Annotated in this window: 16 protein-coding genes; 9 read left to right on the top strand and 7 right to left on the bottom strand. The window is 67.7% G+C overall.

Going from position 1 to position 19,576, the window contains the following annotated elements:
• Positions 1-18 precede the first annotated feature (18 nt).
• From frr to ASF54_RS03200, 5 genes are all read left to right on the top strand, one after another.
• The gene (frr, locus tag ASF54_RS03225; protein ID WP_055961960.1) at positions 19-534 is read left to right on the top strand and encodes a ribosome recycling factor; all 516 of its coding nucleotides are present in this window, start codon (positions 19-21) and stop codon (positions 532-534) included.
• Positions 534-1,511, top strand: coding sequence for a phosphatidate cytidylyltransferase (locus ASF54_RS03220; protein WP_084815904.1), 978 nt, complete (start codon positions 534-536; stop codon positions 1,509-1,511). The genes frr and ASF54_RS03220 overlap by 1 nt, the downstream gene beginning before the upstream one ends.
• A gap of 67 nt (positions 1,512-1,578) precedes the next feature.
• The gene (locus ASF54_RS03215) at positions 1,579-2,136 is read left to right on the top strand and encodes a DivIVA domain-containing protein (RefSeq protein WP_235480919.1); all 558 of its coding nucleotides are present in this window, start codon (positions 1,579-1,581) and stop codon (positions 2,134-2,136) included.
• A 46-nt stretch (positions 2,137-2,182) separates the two neighbouring features.
• Positions 2,183-3,013, top strand: a complete 831-nt coding sequence (locus ASF54_RS03210; protein ID WP_157509993.1) for a transglycosylase SLT domain-containing protein — start codon at positions 2,183-2,185, stop codon at positions 3,011-3,013.
• Positions 3,014-3,366: 353 nt separating this feature from the next.
• Positions 3,367-4,101, top strand: a complete 735-nt coding sequence (locus ASF54_RS03200) for an alpha/beta hydrolase (protein WP_235480918.1) — start codon at positions 3,367-3,369, stop codon at positions 4,099-4,101.
• 33 nt (positions 4,102-4,134) lie between these two features.
• Here ASF54_RS03200 and ASF54_RS03195 read toward each other — a convergent pair whose 3' ends face one another.
• Positions 4,135-5,193, bottom strand: a complete 1,059-nt coding sequence (locus ASF54_RS03195; protein ID WP_055958725.1) for an AI-2E family transporter — start codon at positions 5,191-5,193, stop codon at positions 4,135-4,137.
• A 7-nt stretch (positions 5,194-5,200) separates the two neighbouring features.
• The gene (locus tag ASF54_RS03190; RefSeq protein WP_055958723.1) at positions 5,201-6,961 is read right to left on the bottom strand and encodes a hypothetical protein; all 1,761 of its coding nucleotides are present in this window, start codon (positions 6,959-6,961) and stop codon (positions 5,201-5,203) included.
• 217 nt (positions 6,962-7,178) lie between these two features.
• On the opposite strand from ASF54_RS03190, the gene ASF54_RS03185 reads away from it, so the two are divergent.
• Entirely contained in the window at positions 7,179-8,957 is a 1,779-nt protein-coding gene (locus tag ASF54_RS03185; RefSeq protein WP_055958720.1) for a hypothetical protein, read from the top strand.
• Positions 8,954-9,937, top strand: coding sequence for a tetratricopeptide repeat protein (locus ASF54_RS03180; RefSeq protein ID WP_055958717.1), 984 nt, complete (start codon positions 8,954-8,956; stop codon positions 9,935-9,937). The genes ASF54_RS03185 and ASF54_RS03180 overlap by 4 nt, the downstream gene beginning before the upstream one ends.
• A gap of 107 nt (positions 9,938-10,044) precedes the next feature.
• Here ASF54_RS03180 and glgB read toward each other — a convergent pair whose 3' ends face one another.
• From glgB to glgX, 5 genes are all read right to left on the bottom strand, one after another.
• Entirely contained in the window at positions 10,045-12,216 is a 2,172-nt protein-coding gene (glgB, locus tag ASF54_RS03175) for a 1,4-alpha-glucan branching protein GlgB (protein ID WP_084815903.1), read from the bottom strand.
• A 9-nt stretch (positions 12,217-12,225) separates the two neighbouring features.
• Positions 12,226-14,193 (bottom strand): alpha-1,4-glucan--maltose-1-phosphate maltosyltransferase, encoded by a 1,968-nt coding sequence (locus tag ASF54_RS03170; RefSeq protein ID WP_055961945.1) that lies wholly within the window; start codon positions 14,191-14,193, stop codon positions 12,226-12,228.
• A 369-nt stretch (positions 14,194-14,562) separates the two neighbouring features.
• Positions 14,563-14,853 (bottom strand): DUF3072 domain-containing protein, encoded by a 291-nt coding sequence (locus tag ASF54_RS03165; RefSeq protein WP_055958714.1) that lies wholly within the window; start codon positions 14,851-14,853, stop codon positions 14,563-14,565.
• 118 nt (positions 14,854-14,971) lie between these two features.
• On the bottom strand, positions 14,972-15,454 hold the full coding sequence (gene ybaK, locus ASF54_RS03160; RefSeq protein ID WP_157509992.1) for a Cys-tRNA(Pro) deacylase: 483 nt from the start codon (positions 15,452-15,454) through the stop codon (positions 14,972-14,974).
• Positions 15,451-17,466 (bottom strand): glycogen debranching protein GlgX, encoded by a 2,016-nt coding sequence (gene glgX / locus ASF54_RS03155; RefSeq protein ID WP_055961939.1) that lies wholly within the window; start codon positions 17,464-17,466, stop codon positions 15,451-15,453. Before glgX ends, ybaK begins: the two co-directional genes overlap by 4 nt.
• Before the next feature lie 121 nt (positions 17,467-17,587).
• Between glgX and ASF54_RS03150 the strand changes: the two genes are divergently transcribed.
• Positions 17,588-18,769 (top strand): cysteine desulfurase family protein, encoded by a 1,182-nt coding sequence (locus tag ASF54_RS03150; protein WP_055961936.1) that lies wholly within the window; start codon positions 17,588-17,590, stop codon positions 18,767-18,769.
• Positions 18,770-18,931: 162 nt separating this feature from the next.
• Entirely contained in the window at positions 18,932-19,531 is a 600-nt protein-coding gene (locus ASF54_RS03145) for a hypothetical protein (RefSeq protein ID WP_055958711.1), read from the top strand.
• Positions 19,532-19,576: the final 45 nt, after the last annotated feature.

The following is a 19,576-nucleotide window of genomic DNA, read 5'->3' as shown; positions in this document are numbered from 1 at the left end:
ACCGAGACCAAAGACAAGATGCGCAAGGCGGTCGAGGTTGCGAAAGACGACTTCAACACCGTACGAACCGGACGCATCAACCCGGCGCTGTTCCAGAAGATCCCCGTCGACTACTACGGCACCCCGACGCCGTTGGCTCAGCTCGCCTCACTACAGGCGCCTGAGGCACGCACGCTCATCGTGACCCCGTACGACAAGACCGCTCTCAAAGAGATCGAGAAGGCCATCACGACCTTCCCGAACCTCGGCGCGTCTCCGTCGAACGACGGCACCATCATTCGGGTGACCATTCCCGAGCTGACGCAGGATCGCCGCAAAGAATTCGTAAAGATCGTTCGTGGCAAGGGCGAAGACGCGAAGATCGCCGTCCGCAACATCCGCCGTAAGGCGAAAGACGACCTCGACTCGCAGACCGAGGTCGGCGATGACGAGGTGGCTCGCGCCGAGAAAGAGCTCGAGTCGATCACGAAGGGCTTCGTCGACCAGATCGACGACGCTTTGAAGAAGAAAGAAGCGGAGCTGCTCGAAGTCTGATGGGCACGGCTCCTTCCGATCCTGATCAGTCTGGTTCGTCGAACCAGAAGAGACCCGACTTCGACGAGCGCGCGCACAACGCTCGCCACGAGCTCGAGGCCAATCTCCGTGCGCAGCGCGCGCGACTCGAGGCCAGCAACGAGAAGCTGACGGCGCGCACGGGCCGCAATCTCCCTGCGGCTATCGGCATTGGGGTCGGTCTCGGCGGGTCTGTGCTACTTAGCCTGGTTCTGGTCAAGTGGGTCTTCGTCATCGTCGCGGCCGCGCTGATCTTCTTCATCGTCATCGAGCTGACGAACGCGCTGAGGTCAGCGGGTCGCAAGGTGCCGCGCATCCCAAGCGTGGTCGTGGCGATGGCCGTGGTCGTCGCCTCCTACGTCTGGAAGGCGGAGGGGCAGTGGCTCGTCCTTCTGGGCGGCGTCGTCGTCATCTCCGTCTGGCGGCTTGTCGAACAAGCTCTGCCGTCTCGACGGGCGTCGGCGGCCGACACCGGTCGCGACCTCGCAGCCGGCGCCTTCGTGCAGATCTACACGACGTTCCTCGGATCCTTCCTCGTCCTCCTCACCGCCCAAGAGGGCGGCCAGTGGTGGGCGCTCGGAACACTCATCATCGTCATCGCGGTCGACACGGGCGCGTACGCGACCGGGCTCAATTTTGGCAAGCACAAGATGGCACCGCGTATCTCGCCCAAGAAGACCTGGGAGGGCTTCGCAGGATCCGCGGCGTCCGCCATGATCGCCGGAGTCTTGATCTCCGTGTTCATGATTCACGAGCCCTGGTGGCTCGGCATCATTCTCGGAGCCGTTCTCACGCTGACCGCCACTGTCGGCGACCTGACGGAGTCGCTGATCAAACGCGATCTGGGCATCAAAGACATCTCGGCCTGGTTGCCCGGCCACGGGGGATTCCTGGATCGACTCGACTCGACTCTGCCGTCGGCGGTAGTCGCGTATGCGCTCTATCTGATCTTCGCTTGACGTCGGATCCTGGGCTCTTCTGCTCTGGGAGTTCGGGCCCGGCTGTTCGTGCGGCACAATGGTCGGCGTGAGTGCGACTTTCCCGAGAGTGACCGGTTCGACCCGCGGCTACGACATCGATCAGGTGGAGGAGTTCTTGAAGCGGGCTAGAGCCGCGTATTCGAGCGACTCCACGACCGTCTCCGAGGCGACCGTCTCGGCCGAGACGATTCGGCACACCGCCTTCGGCATGGTCAAGAAGGGCTACGAGCCCGCGCATGTCGACGCAGCACTCGAGCGTCTCGAAGACGCTTTCGCCATGAGGGAGCGCGACCGGGTGCTCCGGGCTACGGGCGACGAGACCTGGTTCGCCGAGGCCCGATCGACCGCCGAGGCCATCGTCGCCCGGTTGGAGAGGCCGGAGGGGCGGCGTTTCGACCGTGTCACGTTCCTTTCGGCGGGGTACCACCCCAAAGACGTCGACAGCCTGGTCGAGCGGCTGCAGGGGTATTTCTCGGAGGGGCGCGCGCTGAGCATCGAAGAGGTGCGCACGAGTGTGTTCCGCCCGAAACGCGGCGGTTACCGCGAGGGCCAGGTCGACCTGGTGCTCGATTCGGTGATCGATGTGATGCTCGCCGTCCGGTGAGTCGCCCTTGGCGGAGCGTGATCCATCCGTTATAGTTGTCGAACTTATGGGTAGGCACTCCGCAGTTCAGGCATCCGCAGTTCCGTCCTCCGACCGCACGTCGAGGCACGAGCACCGGGCAGTCGTTCCCCGACCTCGCGTTTCCGCTCCGGTCCGCCAGGTTCGTCCTGCTGAAGCGGCGGGTGCGTCCTTCGCGGCCCGCCCCGCAGGTCGGCGTCGTACCAGCCAGCGAGTCATCGTTCCCCTGGTCGGCTTCGCGGCCAGCTTCGCGTTTGTCTCCGCCTCGCTCGTGAACCCGCTGTCGGGGGCCGTGGCCGCAACCGCAGCGCCTGTCTCACTCGCGCCAACCGCACCCTCGGCTCAGGTCGCAGCCGGCCAGAGCTACACGGTCGCCTCCGGTACCACCGTGGCGACTAGTCGCGACGCCTACACCGTCGAGTACACCGCGCCCGTCGTCAAGAAGGCGGCACCGGTGGTGACGACCGACACGACCGAGACCGACACCGCTACTGCGACCGACTCGTCCGCATCGGCGACACCTGCAGTCACTGCGGCTCCCGCTGCTGCGGCCGCGACGCCCGGCAGCGCCCAGGCGATCGGCGCCGAGCTCGTCGCCGCCCGAGGCTGGGGCACCGACCAGTACAACTGCCTCGTCTCGCTCTGGAACAAGGAGTCGGGTTGGAACGTCTACGCGGCCAACCCGTCCGGTGCCTACGGAATCCCGCAGGCCCTTCCTGGCAGCAAGATGTCGTCCGTCGGTGCCGACTGGCAGACCAACCCGGCCACCCAGATCACCTGGGGCCTGAACTACATCCAGGGTCGCTACGGAAACCCGTGTGGCGCCTGGGCGCACTCGGTCGCCAACAACTGGTACTGAGCGACTCCTCGATCGAGGCTTACTTTCGTCTCGTTCGATAAGGTTCTATCTATGCCTCGAAGTAACCGACCTCGGCGCCCCCGGGGTCGTGGGGCAGAGACCGAGTCGGAGTCAAGCGACCTCGGCCGGATCCTCTTCGGTGGTCAACAGACCGAGGTCAAGCGGGGGCGCGAGTTCGTCGTCCAGTCGATCTCGGGGGCCTCGTCGCCGAAGGCGTACGTCTGCCCCGGGTGCAGCAAGTCGATAGAACCTGGCACACCCCACGTGGTCGCCTGGCGCGCCGACGGTCTCTTCGGCGCCGAGAGCGATCTCGCTGCGCGGCGTCACTGGCACACCCACTGTTGGAGGATCGCGTGACAGAGCAGCCGTCCAGATCGAGCATCGACGTTCGCGGGGGAGTCGAGCTTCCGGCGAGACGAAGCGACATCGAGCTGCACACGGCCGATGGGCTCACGCTAGTGGGAGAGCTGGCGCTGCCGGTCGATGCTGCGCCCTCGGGCACCCTTCTGACCCTGCACCCCCTGCCGACCGCAGGAGGGTTCATGGACTCCCACGTCATTCGCAAAGCCGCCGCTCGTCTGCCGGCCCAGGCCGACATGGCCGTCTTGCGGTTCAACTTCCGTAGCGCCTCGTCGCCCCGGGGTCGTTCCGAAGGGGAATTCGGCGACGGCGAGACCGAACGCTTCGACCTTGCCGCGGCGATCGCCTTCGTCGCCGAGCGCGGGCTTCCCACACCGTGGCTAATTGGCTGGTCGTTCGGCACCGAGGTGGCGCTCAAGCACGGCCTTGAGCATGACATCGCGGGTGCCATTCTCCTTTCGCCACCCCTCGCCCGCACGACCGACGATGAGTTGCGTCGGTGGGCAGGGAGTGGGCGTCGTCTCGTCGCGATCATTCCCGAGTTCGATGACTTCCTCCGCCCCGAGGCAGCCCGTCATCGCTTCGCGGTCGTGCCCGAGGCAGAGCTCATTGAAGTCGCCGGCGGCAAGCACCTATGGGTCGGAGAGAATCAGACCCGGCGCGTGCTTACCGAGATTGTCGATGTCGTCAACCCGACGGCACTCCCTCTCGGCGAGACCTGGTCGTAGAGAGCAGTCCCCTGCCGGAGCGGCCGAAGGCGCCTATTTCGTGTTCTGGCGAGGGATGACGACCTCGCGCACGATCAAGAGGACAGCCGCGGCGACGGGAACGGCGATGAGAGCGCCGAGCACGCCCAGCAGAGTGCCGCCGACGAGGGCTGAGATGATCACGATCACGCCCGGAACCTTGACTGCGCGTCGCATCACACGCGGCGCGAGGATGTACGCCTCCACCTGCATGTAGACGAGGTAGTAGATGGCGAGGAAGATCCAGGTCGCGGGGGAGAGGGGAAGGAGCGCGACCTGGGCGAGGACGATGACGGCTGCCGCCCCGACTGTGCCTACCAGCGGGATTAGGGCGCCGATGAACGCGATGAAGGCGAAGAAGGCCGGCAGCTGCGCACCCGAGATTGAGAGTACGACGAAGCTCAGGATTCCGTTGAGGAGCGCCAGGGCCACCTGCCCGATGACGTAGCGGCCGATCGAGCTCGAGATCTGATCGGAGAGCCGGATGTATTCGGGTCGACTCGAGCGGGGAATCAACTGCGAGACCCCGCGCTTCATGCTGTCGAGCGACGCCATGAAGTAGAGCGTGAGAATCAGGACGATCAGGACCCCGGCGAGGCCGTTCGAGATCGCCACCCCCACCGCGAGCACTCCGCCGCCGATGGCGACGACGTTCTTCGGGTCGGTAAGGAAGTCGACGACGGAGTTGAGGCTGTCTTGCACGTCGAAGGCGTCTTTGGGGACGAGCGACTGGAGATTGTCGACGAACTGCTGTGCCGTCACGCTCTGCAGGTAGGTCGAGAGGTTGGTGACGAGCGTCGAGGTCTGCTGCACGATGGTGGGCACGATCGCGAAGACGACGCCGACGAAGGCGAGGAGGACTCCGACCATGACGATGGTGATCGCCAGAGGCCGGGGGACGTGACGGTTCTCGAGCCACCGCACCACCGGGTCGAGCCCGAGGGCGAGGAAGAGGGCCACGCCCACGTAGGTGATGATCGTCGACAGCTCGCCGAGGGCGGTGCCGATGAGGATCGCCGTCAAGACGCCGAGGCCACCGAGGAGGCCGAGACGGTAAGCGTTGGAGATTCTCACGCGAGGATCACTCGCCCTGCTGGGACTGCGACTCGGCTACCTGGCCGACCATGCCCCGGAGGTTCTCGAAGTAGGCCGCCACGGAGTCGCGCTCCCGGTTGATTGCCGACAGGCGCTCCTCGGCGTCGCCGATGATGCCGCGCGCCTGGCGCTCCGCATCGGTGACGAGGAACTCGGCGCGCGAGCGGGCATTGCTCAGGGTCTCGTTCGCCACTCGCTCCGACTCGGCGCGGGTCTTGCGCGCCGCGGCGTAGGCGTTCGCCTCCGCCTCGCGGGCCTCTTTGCGCTTGGTCTCTGCACGCTCGGTCACGTCGGCGAGCTGAGCGTTCGCCTCGTCGAGGAAGGTCTGAGTCTCTTCGACGGCGTCGTGGTGCCGCTGGACGTAGTCCTGCTCGGCCTCGTCGCGTCGCGTCGCCAGCTCGACCTCGAGAGCGGTGCGGGCCGTGTGCGCCTCCCGCTCGAGTTCAGCAGCGATCCGGTCGCGATCGGCGGCGATCTCGGCATCGAAGGTCTCGCGCTCGCCACGGAGGCGGGTGCGCTGTTCGTCGTCGTCGTGGGCGAGGCGGGCGCGCGTCTCGGCGAGATCAGCGTCGAGCTCGGAGCGGGCGCGAGCAGCTTCGGCGGCGATCCCGGCCTGATGATCAGCGAGATCGCGCTCGATGCGGTCGCGGGTCTGCGTCAAGTCGCGGTCGATCTGCTCACGGGTCTCGCGGGTGGTGCGTTCGATCTCTTCCGCGCTGGCCAGCCGGGCGGCTTCGATATCGGCGTGCGCGTCGGCGACCTCGCGGTCGAGCTCGGCGCGGGTGCTCTCGGCCTCTCGAGCGAGGGCCTCGCGGGCGGTCGCCGTGTCGCTTGCAAGAAGGGCCCGGGCCGCGGTGATCTCGCGGTCGAGTTCGGCTCGGCCGTTCGTGATCTCTTCGGCAAGTTCGGTTCGGGTGCCGACGACCTCGCGATCGAGCGAGTCGCGCCGTGCGGCGACCTCGCGTTCGAGGTCGGCGCGGGTCGTCTCGTCGAGCCGGGCCAGATCGTCGCGGACGGTGGTGGACTCGAGTTCGAGCTCGGCGCGCTGGCGCTCGGTGTCGCTTGCGAGGAGGGCGCGGCCCTCCTCGGTGTCGCGTGCGAGGTCGGCTGCACCTTCGCGTGCCTCGGCGACCTCGGCCTCGACGGCCGCCCTGAGGTCAGCGACCTCGCGTTCGGCGGCGGCACGAAGGGCAGCGGCTTCGCGCTTTGCTGTCGCCATGGCCTCGGCGGCCTCGGTGGAGGCGTTCGTGCGCGTAGCAGCCGCATCGCGCTCGGCATCGGCGATCATTGCCGCCGCATCGTCGCGAGCCCGGGCCACGAGACGATCGGCTTCTCCGGTCGACTCTTCGACCTGGGCGGCGGCGCGGCCGCGAGCGTCGTCGAGGATGTCGGCGGCGCGCTCACGTGCTTCGTCGGTGACTCGCTCGGCCTCGGCGCTGGTCGTCGAGCGAAGCTCGGCTGCGTCGCGCTCGGTCTTGGCGATGAGGTCGTTCGACTGCTCTTCCGCGAGCCGAAGCGTGTTTTCCAGTTTGGCCCCGAGGCCCTTGTAGCTCGGCTCCCCGACCTCTTCGAGTTCGTCTTCGAGCTCTTCGATGCGGTGCGACAGCTGCCGTGCCGATTCGGCCTGTTCGGCTCGGTCGTTGTTCGCCTTGATCAGTTCTCGCCGGAGATCGCCGAGAGCTTTCTCGACCTCCTCCTTCTTGTACCCGCGGAGTTCGGTTCCGAATTCAGCCTCATCAGTGGCCACGATGTCTCCCTGTGGTTGGGGCGAGCCCGGATATCTAACGGGACACGAGAACGGTGGACGGCGGTGGCATGCCCGAGGGCGGCCAACCTCCGCATTTTAGCGGGATTCCCGGCCTCTCATGCTGGCTAGGCGTCTCTCAGAGTCGTCGGCTACCCTGAAGGGTCTTAAATTCGCTGCCGCCAGATACCCGGATGGTGGCACGAAGGGAGAAAATCTCGTGCGTTTCGTCTTGGCCGTCATCACCCTGGTGATCGCGGCTCTGTTGGTGCTCCTCGGGCTTGCTCAGCGGACGGTATTCGCGCCGCCCGACTCGGTGACCTCGTCCGTGACGACCACGTCGTCCGCCCCCGTCACGATCATCCCGGCCAGCGCCCTGAAGGCGTACCCGGGGCGGGAGAGCATCCACATCGAAGGGGATGGCACGTCGTTCGCCGCCTACGCGAAGACCGCCGACATCACCGCCTGGGTCGGCGACTCCGCTCACAACAGGGTTTCGTACGACACCTCGCTGAAGAAGCTGGTGAGCAAGACCGTCGAGGGAACATCGGGGTCGGTGCCGGATCCTCGTGATTCCGATCTCTGGTACACCGAGTTCTCCGGCCAGGCCCTCAACTTCTCACTCGACGCGCCCGACGACATCTCTCTCATCGTGGCGACCGACGGCACCAAGCCGGCGCCGTCGAACCTCTCGGTGAGCTGGCCGCTGTCGACCGCGACCCCGCTCGTCGGACCGCTCGTGACGGCCGGCCTCCTCGTGTTCCTCATCGGCATCGGCCTCTTCGTGTGGGCGATCGTCCACCACCGTCGCACCCGTGGGCCTCGTCGTTCGTCGGGTGGCGGTCGCCGCCCCAAGCTTCCTCGTGCCGAGCGTCAGGGCTCTGTGCGTTCGTCACGCCGTGCAGCGCTCGGTGCGTCGGCGGGCAAGGGCAGTCGCGGTCGGCGCATGGTCGCCGTCGTGCCGATCGTGCTCGTCGGGGCCCTCGGCCTCGCTGGCTGCTCGTCCGACTACTGGCCCCAGGGGCCGTCCGATTCGACGGCCGCCACGGCAACGCCGACACCGTCCGCCTCCGCCGAGGCACCCGGCGACGCCCTCCAACCGCCGGCAGTGACGGTCGCCCAGGCCAAGCGGATCATCGAGCGCATCGTCAGCGTGCAGACCCGAGCCGACAAGGCGGGCAGCACCGACCTGGCGTCGACTCGATTCACCGGCCCCGCACTTGAGCAGCGCACCGCCAGCTATGCGATCCGCAAGAACGACGATTCGGCCGCTCTGCCCGTGTCGATCCCGACGGGTTCGGTGACGCTGACGCTTCCGCAGCAGACCGACTCGTGGCCGCGCACCGTGTTCGCGCTGGTCAAAGACAACGACTCGACGAAGGTCGCGCCGGTCGGCGTGATGCTGACGCAGGAGTCCGCGCGCGACGCGTTCAAGGTCGACTATCTCGTCGGCCTCGAGGCGGGTGCCGAGATTCCCAAGGTCGCTCCGGCGACGACCGGGGCGGCTCGTCTCGCACCCGACGTCAAGTTGCTCGCGATGGAACCCGACAAGATCGCCGCCGCCTACGCCGACGTCTTGAAAGACGGCAAGGAGAGCGCTTCAGCCGCGGCGTTCCAGACGAGCGGCGACACGCTCCGCCCCAAGATCGGCAAGTCGTACAAGGACAAGAAGGCGGCGGCACTGCCTGCCACGGCTAAGATCGCCTACTCGAGTTCAGTGAACGACGAGCCGAGCATCGCCTTCGCGACCAACGACGCCGGTGCGATCGTCTCGGTGGCCATCAACGAGACCGAGACCGTCACACCGACTAAAAAGGGTGCCGAGGTCAACACCGAGGGCGAGGTCAAATCGCTCTCCGGTGTCGACAAGTCGACGAAGGGCATCGAGGCGACGTATGGCGTCGAACTCCTCTTCTCCGTCCCGCCCGTCGGCAGCGACGACAAGATCGTCCTCCTCGGCTTCAGCCAAGCACTGATCTCAGCGAAAGAAGTCTCATGAGCAACGTCCCTCCGAGCGCCGCCAGTCTTCGCGGCGCCGTCGACCTCTCCTCCCTGGTGAACCGTCCGGCAGCACCCGCTCCCGGTCACACCGAAGGATCCCCGGCGACGCCCGCAGCATCCGGCGCCGAGGGCGCTGCACCCGCAGCGGGCGTCCCCTCGCTCGTGGTTGACGTCACCGACGCCGCGTTCTCGTCCATCCTCGACCTGAGCAACCAGGTGCCGGTCATCGTCGACATCTGGGCCGAGTGGTGCGGCCCATGCAAGCAGCTCTCGCCGATCCTCGAGAAGTTGATCGTCGAATATGCCGGCCGGTTGGTGCTTGCCAAGGTCGACGCCGACACGAATCCGCAGCTGACGCAGGCCTTCCAGGCCCAGTCGATCCCGACCGTGGCCGCCGTCATCGCGGGGCGCCCCGTGTCGCTCTTCGTCGGCGCGCTTCCCGAAGCGCAGGTGCGCGATGTCTTCGAGCAGGTGCTCGAGCTGGCCGAGCAGAACGGCGTGACCGGGCGGCTCTCCGTCGACGGTGCCGCTGCCGAGGCCACTGGCGAACCCGAGCCCGAGCCGCTGCCGCCGCACCACCAAGACGCCTACGACGCCATCGAGCGGGGTGACTACGACGCGGCGAAGGCGGCGTACACCACGGCGATCGCTCAGGATCCCCGCGACAGTCTCGCGGTAGCGGGGTTGGCGCAGGTCTCGCTGCTCGCCCGCCTCCAGGGTGTGACGATGGCCGACGTGAGGGGGGCGGGAGCCTCGTCGCCCGACGATCTCGACGCGCAGCTGGCAGTCGCCGATCTCGACCTGAGCGGTGGGCACGTGACTGACGCCTTCGATCGGATCCTCACGCTCTTTCCGAAGCTCGACCAGCCGGGCAAAGACGCGGCGCGCACGCGTCTGCTCGAGTACTTCGAGGTCGCAGGGCTCGACGCACCCGAGGTCGTGGCCGCGCGGCGTCGCCTGACGATGCTGCTGTACTAAGCGCTGACCGCTCTCGGCATCCGCCGACACACGAATCCCGGTCTCACCGGCCTGCCGAGGCTGGTCGGAGAGACCGGGATACGTGTTACGGCACCGGGCCGTGCGGCTCAGGCGCCGAGCTTCAGCCAAACGACACCGAGCGGCGGCAGTGTGACCTCGGCCGAGGCCGGGCGTCCGCCCCAGGGGTCGTTGGTCGCCGTGACGCCACCGAAGTTGCCCACACCGGATCCACCGTATTCACCGGCGTCGGTGTTGAGGATCTCGTGCCATTCGCCGGCAACGGGAAGCCCGAGTCGACGGGTGACCGGCTGGCCGGAGAAGTTGGCGAGAACGGCCACCTTCGATCCGTCGTCGGACTTGCGCAGGAAGGCGACGACACTGTCTTCGCTGAGACCGCCGTCGATCCACTCGAAGCCGTCGGTGTCGAAGTCATGCTCCCAGAGCGGCCTCTCGGCGCTGTAGACGAGGTTCAGGGTGCGCACGAGCGAGTGCAGGCCTTGGTGCTCGGGCTGGTCGAGCACCCACCAGTCGAGGCCGCGCTGCTCGCTCCACTCCGACTGCTGGCCGAACTCGGAGCCCATGAAGAGCAGCTGCTTGCCCGGGTGGCCCCACATGAAGGCCAGGTAGGCGCGGAGGTTGGCGAGTTTCTGCCACTCGTCTCCTGGCATCTTGCCGATGAGGGAGCCTTTGCCGTGCACGACCTCGTCGTGGCTGATGGGCAGCATGAAGTTCTCGCTGAACGCGTAGACGAACGAGAATGTCATCTCGGAGTGGTGGTAGCTGCGGTACATCGGGTCTCGCTGGATGTACTCGAGCGAGTCGTGCATCCAGCCCATGTTCCACTTGAGGCCGAAGCCGAGGCCGCCCTCGCTGGTGGGGCGCGTGACGCCGGGCCACGACGTCGACTCCTCGGCGATCATCATGATGCCCGGGCTCCGCTTGTAGGCCGTCGCGTTGGCTTCCTGCAGGAACGAGATCGCCTCGAGGTTCTCACGGCCGCCGAACTTGTTCGGCACCCACTCGCCTTCGTTGCGGGAGTAGTCGAGGTACAGCATGGAGGCCACCGCGTCGACCCGGAGGCCGTCGATGTGGAACTCCTCGAGCCAGTAGAGCGCGTTCGACACCAGGAAGTTGCGCACCTGCGAGTCACCGAAGTTGAACACGAGTGTTCCCCAGTCGGGCTGCTCACCCAGGCGCGGGTCGCTGTGCTCGTAGACGGGCTGACCGTCGAAGTTGGCGAGGGCCCATTCGTCTTTGGGGAAGTGCCCGGGAACCCAGTCCATGATCACGCCGATGCCGGCCTGGTGGAGACGGTCGATCAGGTACCGGAGGTCGTCGGGGGAGCCGAAGCGCGAGGTCGGGGCGTAGTAGCCCGTGACCTGATAACCCCAGGATCCGCCGAACGGGTGTTCGGCCAACGGCATGAACTCGACGTGGGTGAATCCGAGATCGGAGACGTAGCCGATGAGGTGGTCGGCCAATTCGCGGTACGAGAGGCCAGGACGCCAGGATCCGACGTGCAGCTCGTACACACTCATCGGCTGCGTGGACGGCTCGACGCTGGCACGCTTGGCCATCCACTCGGCGTCGGCCCATTCGTGGGCGGCCTTCGTGATGACGGAGCCGGTCGACGGCGGGATCTCGGCCTGCCGTGCCATCGGGTCGGCCCGCTCGACCCAGCGGCCGTCGGCCGTCAGGATCTCGTACTTGTAGGTGCCCTCGGTGAGACCGGGGACGAAGAGCTCCCAAATGCCGTTGCCGTCAAGGCGGCGCATGGCGTGCGCGACGCCATACCACCCGTTGAAGTCGCCCATGACCCGGACGGCCTGCGCGTGCGGGGCCCAGACTGCAAACGAGGTGCCGAGGGTGCCCTGCTGCTCGCGGACGTGCGAGCCGAAGACCCTCCAGAGCTCTTCGTGGCGTCCTTCGCCGAACAGGTAGAGATCGAGCTCGCCAACCGTCGGCCAGAAACGGTACGGGTCGTCGGCGACCCAGGGGGCGTCCCCTCCGTCGTACGTCGCCTCGATGCGGTATGCGCCCGGTTCGATGATGGCGAGCGCCTCCCACACGCCGTCGGTGACGTGGCTCATGGAGAGTCGCGCCCCCGTCTCGATGATGAGCGTCACCTGCGAGGCGAGCGGTCGGAGAACGCGAACGAGGACGCCGGCGTCGACGTGGTGCGGCCCGAGCACGGTGTGCGGTCGCGGGTGGCTGCCGACCGAGACGAGGTGCGCCTCGTTCGGGTCGAGGGCGGGGATCACGAGGTTCTGTGTGCTCACGGGTGCCTCCTAGGGCGTGCGGGTGAAGTCGACGGACAGCACATGGGCGGGTTCGACGAACGAGTCGAGGCGAACGTAGTTGTCGTCCGTCCATGTCCAGGTCTGCTGGGTGATGAGGTCGCGGACGGTGAAGGTCGACCCGGGTTCGAGCCCGAGGGCCCGGAGGTCGAGCCGGACGGTGGTCTCGCGGGCCGAGTGCGGGTCGGTGTTGGCCACGACGATGATGGCGTCGGAGCGACCGGAGCGGGTGTGCTTTCCGGCGAGGAACTTCGAGTAGACGAGGATCGCGTCGTCGTCGCTGCCGTGAATCGTCAGGTTGCGCAGTTGACGCAGTGCCGGGTGCTGCCCGCGGATCCTGTTCAGTTGGGTCAGGTAGGGCGCGATGCTCGCTCCGGCCTCTTCTTCGGCGGCCCAGTCGCGCGGCTTGAACTCGTATTTCTCGTTGTCGATGTTCTCTTCGGAACCCGGTCGTGCGACGTTCTCGATCAGCTCGTAGCCCGAGTAGACCCCCCAGGTCGGTGAAGCGGTCGCCGCGATCGCTGCACGCACCTTGTAGGCCGGAACCCCGCCGTACTGCAGGTAGGGGGTGAGGATGTCGTGCGTGTTGACGAAGAAGTTGGGTCGGAACCAGGCGGCCGTCTCGTCGGAGAGCTCGGCGAGGTACTCCTCGAGCTCCCACTTCTCGTTGCGCCAGGTGAAGTAGGTGTACGACTGCTGGAAGCCCACCTGAGCGAGTGCCTGCATCATGGCGGGCTTCGTGAACGCTTCGGCCAGGAACACCACCTCGGGGTGGTCTTCGCGGATGTCGCGGAGCAGCCACTCCCAGAAGTGCACCGGCTTCGTGTGCGGGTTGTCGACTCGGAAGATGGTGACCCCGCGGTCGATCCAGAGCCGGACGATGCGGAGGATCTCGGCGCTCAAGCCCTCGTAGTCGTTGTCGAAGTTGAGCGGGTAGATGTCTTGGTACTTCTTCGGCGGGTTCTCGGCGTAGGCGATAGTGCCGTCGGGGAGCGTCGTGAACCACTCGGGGTGCTCTTGCACCCACGGGTGGTCGGGGGAGCACTGCAGAGCGAGGTCGAGGGCCAGCTCGAGCCCGACGTTCTTGGCGGCGCCGACAAACCACTCGAAGTCGGCGACGGTGCCGAGCGCGGGGTCGACGGCATCGTGCCCGCCGTCGGCGCTGCCGATGGCGTAGGGGGACCCTGGGTCGTTGGGGCCGGCCTCGAGGGTGTTGTTCGGCCCCTTGCGGAACGTACGGCCGATCGGGTGCACCGGCGGGATGTAGACCACGTCGAAGCCCATGCGGGCGATTGCGGGAAGGCGACGGGCGGCGGTGCGGAAGGTGCCGCTCGTCCACGAACCGTCGTCGCGGATCTTCGCCCCTTCGCTCCGAGGGAAGAACTCGTACCAGCTGCCCACCGCAGCACGAGTCCGCTCGACTCGGACGTGCTTCTTGGGGCTCGCCGTGACGAGGCTCGCCAGAGGCTGCGCCGCGAGTGCGGCGGCGATGCGGGAGTCGCTCGCGACCCTCATGCGGGCGGTTGCGCTCAGGGAGGCATTGCCGAGGGCCTTCGCCCCGTCGCGGAAGAGAGCGGAGGCGGGATCGCGTTGCGCGGCCCGCTGCAGCAGCTCGGTGCCGAGGGCCAGCATGTTGTCGACGTCTTGTCCGGCGGGCACCTTGATATCGGCGGCGTGCATCCAGGTCGCCCAGTCGTCGTTCCAGGCCTCGATCCACCACGTGTGGGTGCCCTCGACCTCGAAGAGATGCTCGGTGCTCCACCGGTCGGTACCCGGGATCCCGAGGGTCATCGGCGACCTCGTGACGGCGCCGGTCGGGTCGGTGACGACCAGTGCGGCATCGATTATGTCGTGGCCCTCACGGAAGACCGTGGCCTCGAAGGGCACGACTTCTCCGACGAAAGCCTTCGTATCGAAGACGTCGTCGGGAGTTCGGGGACTGAGGCCCGCAATGGGGATTCGTCCTGTGGATGTTCCGGCTCTAAATTCTGTTCGCTTCGCCACACCATGACCGTACCCGGTTCGCCCGGGCCCTGGCCTAGCGGACGCATTCGGGGTACCCCGGTCGATCGGAAGGCGTCTCCCGGACGACGTGGGACAGATGGGAGCAGATGGTGCTGGCCCCCGAACTGGGTGCAGGTCAATCACGAATGAATCGTGTCCGCAGAATGGGGGACCGCTAATGTCGGTCGTGCGCCGAGCAGACCCGAAATCGCTCCGGCACACCCGCCCCGGCTCACCGCCGCGGCACCGCCCGACCGCCAGGACCTCACCCGAATGGGCCCTGTCGGTCGGTGCGGGCGTGCAGTGTGCGTCAGTACCTAGTGGCTACGCGCCGCGACCGGTCTTCTGCTGCAGGCGGTCGATGTGCTCGCTCGCCTCCGCCTTGGTCATGTCGGCCGACAGCTCTTCGCCGGCCTCGCGCGCCAGCGTGTCGAGGTAGCTCTTTTGCGGCCCGGTGATGGGCTCGTCGCCCGTCACCCACTCTTCGGGGTCTTTGGAGGCGGAGTTGCCCGGCTCGGGCTGGGCGCCGCCGAGGGTCTCGCCGGTGGTGGTGTCGGGCGTGGCCTCGGGGGCGTCGGCGGGGGTGGGGGTCTGGTCTTCCGGTGCATCAGTCATGCGGGGAACGGTACGCCGAGCCACCGACACAGCCCGGCATGCGCTGTACCCCGCGGCGGCTGGCGGATCCTCGGCCCCGGTTCTTCTCGCGAATCGGCTCCGTACCAGCCGGTGACAGCTACGACCGGGCTATCGCGGAGAACGTCGCGTCAGCGGCCCGAGCGAGATCGCTCGGCGTGAGCTCCACGTCGAACCCGCGCCGGCCTCCCGAGACGAACACCGTGTCGAACAGCTCCGCCGTCTCGTCGATCACGGTGCGGAGCCGCGTCTTCTGACCGATCGGGCTGATCCCCCCGACGATGTAGCCGGTTCGGCGCGCAGCAACCGCTGGGTCGGCGAGGGCCGCCTTCTTCGCCCCGACCGCCGCGGCCAGCGCCTTGAGGTCGAGCTTGCCCGACACCGGCACGACGGCGACGACGAGTGCATCGTCGGCCTGCACGACGAGGGTCTTGAACACGCGGTCTTCGTCGAGCCCGAGCACGGCCGCGGCCTCCTCGCCGAAGTTCGTCGCCGTGTCGGCATGCTCGTACGCGTGAGGCGTGAAGACGATGCCGAGGTCACCGAGCAGTGCGGTGGCCGGCGTAGCGGGCGAGGCGGTCACACGACCCGCCAGAGCGTCACCGTCGGCCCCAGGATCCCGTACGACTCCCCGGGCAGCCGCGGCCGTGGGTCGAATGCGTCGCCGCTCGTCCAGAGCACCTCGTACGATTCGATGTCGCTGTACTCGGGGAGTGTGACGGTCACCGGGCTTTGGGCGCCGTGCACCACGATGAGAACGCGGTTGAACGCCTCGAACTCGGGAGTGGACGCTGCCAGGTAAAGCAGAGTGCGGTGCGCGGGGTTGCGCCAGTCGTCCGGCTCGAGAGGGCCGCCGTCTGCGCCGAACCAGGTCATGTCGGTGGCGCTCGGGGTGACGTCGCCGAAGGTGCCAAAGCGCACGGGGCGAAGCGCCGGGTTCTCGCGCCGGTGCCGGATGAGCGCCTTCGTGTCGGCGAGCAGCGCCTCCCGCTCGTCGTCGAGGTTCCAGTCGACCCACGAGGTCTCGTCGTCGGAGCAGTACCCGTTGTTGTTACCCCGCTGGGTCCGCCCGATCTCGTCGCCGGCGGTGAGCATGGGCACGCCGGCCGACAGGAAGAGCGTCGCGAGGAGGTTGCGCGAGGCTCGCCTTCGGGCGTCGAGGATCCCCGGGTTGTCGGTCGGCCCCTCGGCCCCGTGATTGAACGAGCGGTTGTCGTCGGTGCCGTCGCGGTTGTCTTCGCCGTTGCGGAGGTTGTGCTTCTGGTCGTATGCCACGACATCGGCGAGCGTGAAGCCATCGTGCGCCGTGATGAAGTTGACGCCCGCGAGCGGACCGCGATCGTGAGCGTAGAGGCCACCCGACCCCGAGAGCTTCGAAGCGAAGGATCCGAGACCGTTCGTGCTGGATCCTGAGCCCCTCGCGTGAGCGATGTCGCGCAGCCAGAACTCTCGCACCCGGTTGCGGAAGCGGTCGTTCCATTCGCTCCAGCCGACGGGGAAGTTGCCGGTCTGCCAGCCGCCGAGGCCGACATCCCACGGCTCGGCGATGAGCCGGACGCCCTCGAGCGCCGGGTCGTCGCGAATGGCCGTCAGCAGCGGGGCATCCGGGGAGAAGACGGCGTCGGGGCCACGACCGAGCGTCGCGGCGAGGTCGAAACGGAAGCCGTCGATCTGCAGGTCGTTCGCCCAGTAGCGGAGAGAGTCGAGCACCAGGCGGGACGCCGCGGGGAGGCTCGTGTCGAGCGTGTTGCCGCACCCGGTGACGTCGATGGGGTTACCGTCGGCGTCGTGCCGGTAGTAGCTGCCGTCAAGCCCCCGAAGGCTCGTCACCGGGCCGTCTTCGCCCTCTTCTGCGGTGTGGTTGTAGACCACGTCGAGCCAGACCTCGATGCCGGCGGCGTGCAGCAGCTTGACCATGCCCTTGAATTCGCGAAGCACCGCGCTCGGCCCACCGAGCTGAGCGTCGCGGGAGGCGTAGCCGGCGTGGGGCGTGAAATACGACAGCGTGTTGTAGCCCCAGTAGTTCTCGAAGCCCTGAGCGACCAGTCGCTGCTCGTCGACGTGCTGGTGCACGGGTAGGAGCTGCACGGCCGTGACTCCGAGATCGGTCAGATAGGCGATCGTGTTTTCGTGGGCCAGGCCCGCATAGGTGCCGCGCAGGTCGTCGGGGACGAACGGAGCCAGGCGCGTGAGGCCGCGGACGTGGGCCTCGTAGACGACGGTGTGGTCGAGAGGCGTACGCGGCTTCTCGACGCCGCCCCAGTCGAACGACTCATCGACGACGACACCGCGCCACTCACCGCGACCGGTGCGACCGAGCCCCCGGGCGTACGGATCGAGGAGGTTCACGCCCGGATCGAACGGCGTGCGCACCCCGTCGTCACCGACGATCGGGCCGTCGGCCCGCAACCAATAGCGGCGACCGGGCGCGAGGCGAGGATCCGAGCCACTCCAGACCCCGTGCACGTCGCGCGTGAGCGGAACGACGTGCTCGGCGGGGGCATCGTCGATCACGAGGTCGATACCGGTCGCCCGCCCCGACCAGACACGGATCGTCGGACCGTCGGCGGTGACGCGGACGCCGAGATCTCTCAGAGGATCGGCCCGGGCGCTCTCAGCCTCGGCAGAATCGCGCGTCGCGGCATCGCCGCCGTCGCGGGGAAGGAGTTCGACGTCAGACACGCGATCTAGAGTAGTGACCGACGAAGGAGGAGCCTTGCCTGTCTACCTCGACCACGCGGCGACGACCCCCATGCTCCCCGAGGCCATCTCGGCGTACACCGAGGCACTCGGAGCGGTCGGCAATCCCTCGTCCATTCACAGCGCGGGCCAGGGCGCCAAGCGGGTGCTCGAAGAAGCCCGCGAAACCGTGGCCTTCTCGCTCGGCTGCGATCCCATCGAAGTCGTCTTCACCTCGGGCGGCACCGAGAGCGTGAACCTCGCGGTCAAGGGGCTCTGGTGGGCCAGGCAGTCAAAGAGGCCGCGCCCCCGGATCCTTGTCGCCCAAGGTGAGCACCACGCGACCGTCGACACGGTCGAATGGCTCGAACGCTACGAGGGCGCAGTGATCGAGTGGATTCCCCTCGACGCCGAGGGCACGATCGAGATCGAAGCGCTCGCCGCGGCGCTCGAGGCCCACGATGACATCGCCCTCGTCACGTTCCTCTGGGCCAACAACGAGGTGGGCACCCTTGAGCCGGTGCGCGAGATCGTCGCGCTCGCCGCAGCATTCGGCGTTCCGGTGCACTCGGATGCGGTGGCCGCGTACGGGCAGGTGCCCATCGACTTCCGTGCGACCGGTCTGGCGGCGCTCAGCGTCTCGGCGCACAAGGTCGGCGGGCCCATCGGCATCGGTGCTCTCGTGCTCTCGCGCACCGCCACGGTCGTGCCGCTCATCCACGGGGGTGGGCAGCAGCGTCAGGTGCGGTCGGGCACGCAAGACGCCCCCGCGGCGGTCGCCTTCGCCGTCGCAGCCCGTTCGGCGTCGGCCTCGGCCGCCGACCCGTCGCGCTATCAACGCCTGCGCGACCGCGTGATCGACGGGGTGCGGGCCGCCGTGCCGTCGGCCGTACTCCGGGGTGCGCCGGTCGACCGGTTGCCGGGCAACGCTCACTTCACTTTCCCCGGGTGCGAGGGCGACTCACTCCTCTTTCTGCTCGACGCTGCCGGCGTCTCGGTGTCGACGGGCTCGGCGTGCCAGGCGGGCATTCCGGAGGCGTCGCACGTGCTTCTCGCGATGGGGCTCGACGACGACGAGGCACGCGGTGCCCTCCGCATCACGGTGGGGCACTCGACGACCGACGCCGACGTCGACGCCTTCCTCGGCGCACTGCCGGAGGCCGTGGCGCGGGCAAGCCGGGCCGGGCTCTCGGCGCGGGTGCCGGCGCTCGGGCACTAGCCGCGCGGTCGGCTGCGCCACGCGCTGCTGCGATTCGTGCTGTCGCGCTCGTGCTGCGTCGCTTACCGTTTCACGCATCGCTTACCGAATTTCCGGTGAGCGATGCAGAAAACGGCTAGCCAATGTCGGCGGCCGGGCGAGGCACGGGCCAGGATCGGCCGTATGCAGATCTATTCGGCAGCTCCCGCCGCCCGCACCCGCCAGATCGCCGGTGATGTCGTGGCCGTCGTCGGCATAGTGCTGTTCGTCGTGCTCGGCGTGGTCGTCGCGGGAGTCGTAGCGGCCCTCGCCGACGTCGGCCGGACCGTCGAGAACGCCGGCTCCCGCCTTCGATCGACGCTTGGTGACGCCGCCGAGACGCTCGGGGGAGTGCCCCTCGTCGGTAAATCGGCCAGCGCGCCATTGCAGCAGGCGAGTCAGGTCGGCGACACCTTCGTCGATGCCGGTCAGCGGCAGCAGGAACTGATCGGGCATCTCAGTCTCACGGCTGGGCTCGTCGTGAGCCTCGTACCGATCGCCGTCATCCTCGTGGTGTGGCTGCGCCCCCGGTTGCGCTTCGTTCGGCGGGCGGCCGAGGTTCGCGGGCTCTCGCTGACCGACGGCGGGCTCCAGTTGCTGGCGTTCCGGGCACTCGCAACCGGCGACACCGCAGGGTTGCTTCGGCTCAGCCCGAACCCGGTGGCGGCGTGGAGCGCCGGCGACGATCTCGAGCAGCGGCAGCTCGCGGAGTTCGCGCTCCGTGAGGCGGGCGTGCTGCGCTGACCGGCGCCGACGGCCGGGCGCGTGCGTTGGGCGGGGGTCGGCGTG

It is taken from the genome of Frondihabitans sp. Leaf304, from assembly GCF_001423105.1.
Lineage (GTDB): Bacteria > Actinomycetota > Actinomycetes > Actinomycetales > Microbacteriaceae > Frondihabitans.
The sequence above is the reverse complement of the archived record's forward strand: the minus strand, read 5'-3'. Positions and strand labels throughout refer to the sequence as shown.